General features: G+C 73.8%; 3 protein-coding genes. All 3 read left to right on the forward strand.

Translation table 11 applies throughout. The annotated features are described in order from the left end of the window. The first annotated feature begins 44 nt into the window (after positions 1-44). Positions 45-578: a GGDEF domain-containing protein gene (locus FOE67_RS26135; protein ID WP_438874318.1), complete on the forward strand. Its 534-nt coding sequence runs from the start codon at positions 45-47 to the stop codon at positions 576-578. A gap of 97 nt (positions 579-675) precedes the next feature. Continuing rightward, positions 676-858: a hypothetical protein gene (locus FOE67_RS26140; RefSeq protein WP_182667295.1), complete on the forward strand. Its 183-nt coding sequence runs from the start codon at positions 676-678 to the stop codon at positions 856-858. Further along, a partial coding sequence (locus tag FOE67_RS31025; RefSeq protein WP_323385549.1) for a replication initiator occupies positions 851-1239 on the forward strand: 389 nt, incomplete at its 3' end. The genes FOE67_RS26140 and FOE67_RS31025, both read left to right, overlap by 8 nt.

The following is a 1239-nucleotide window of genomic DNA, read 5'->3' on the forward strand; positions in this document are numbered from 1 at the left end:
TTTTTTGCTAGCTGAAGTCGGCAGACGAGGGAGCTCCAAGGCTCGTGGGCTCGGAGGTGTGTATAAGAGCCAGGCCCCTGACCGGCTGGATGGTGCACGGCGGGCTGTTGACCCACCGCCTGCGCACCGCCCGCCGCGACCCGCTGACCGGCCTGCACACCCGCCACGGCTGGAGTGCCCGCGCCGAACGCCTCATCCGCCGCCCCGACGCCCTGGTGGTGCTGGTGGACCTGGACGACTTCAAGCACCTCAACGACACCTTCGGCCACGCGGCCGGGGACGCCGCGCTGGTGGCCACCGCCGAACGCCTCAACGCCTGGTGCTCCTCGCGCGGGGTGGCCGGGCGCCTGGGCGGAGACGAGTTCGTGGCCGTGGTGACCACCGCCGAGGGCGGGGCCGGGATCGAGGACCTGGCCTCGCTGCTGCACCGGCCGGTGCCCCACGGCTCCCGCCCGCTGCCGGTGGCCGCCTCCATCGGGGCCTGCCCGGTCGCCGAGCTGCCGGTGCCCACCCTGACCGACGCGCTGGCCGCCGCCGACGCCGCGATGTACCGCGCCAAGGGCCGTCGCCGCCGCTGAACCCCTCCCACCCGCACAGATCCCCGGGGCGGCACCGATACCGCCAAGCATCCGCCGCCCCGGGGCTTCCTCCCACCTGGTGAAAGGAACCTCCATCATGCACCGTCCACTGCCCACCCGCGCCCGAATCTGCCCCCACTGCGACGGCTTCCCGACCGTGGCCATCACCACCGGCACCCGCCGCCCCGACGGCACCCGCCACACCCTGACCGTCACCTGCCGCACCTGCCACGGCACCGGCCACCTGCCCACCGGCCTTCGGGAGTCCGCCGATGCCTGAGACCACCATCCCCGCCCCGGTCGTGCTGGGCGATGCCCTGCGGGTGGCCTCGGCCCCCGACTTCGAGCGCTGGGCCGAACAGATCCGCCGCACCGGCGGCTGCGCCCGCCCCATCCACCTCTCGGGGTCCTCGACCATCCGCGACGCGTTCACCGGCGAGATCCTGCACAGCTACACCACCACCGCCGAACCCGGTGGTCGTCTGCGGGTGGCCTGCGGCAACCGCCGCGCCTCGCGCTGCCCGGCCTGCGCCTGGACCTACGCCGGGGACACCTTCCACCTCATCCGCGCCGGACTGACCGGCGACGACCGCCGCGCCGTCCCCGCCTCGGTGGCCACCCACCCCAAGGCTGTCTCTTATAGACATCTGACGCTGCTGAC

It is taken from the genome of Streptomyces calidiresistens, assembly GCF_014141525.1.
In the GTDB taxonomy this organism is placed as follows: domain Bacteria; phylum Actinomycetota; class Actinomycetes; order Streptomycetales; family Streptomycetaceae; genus Streptomyces; species Streptomyces calidiresistens.

What these genes read in the sequence shown, in the direction of transcription:
- FOE67_RS26140 (WP_182667295.1), top strand. Translation starts at nt 676, where the DNA reads ATGCACCGTCCACTGCCCACCCGCGCCCGAATCTGCCCCCACTGCGAC.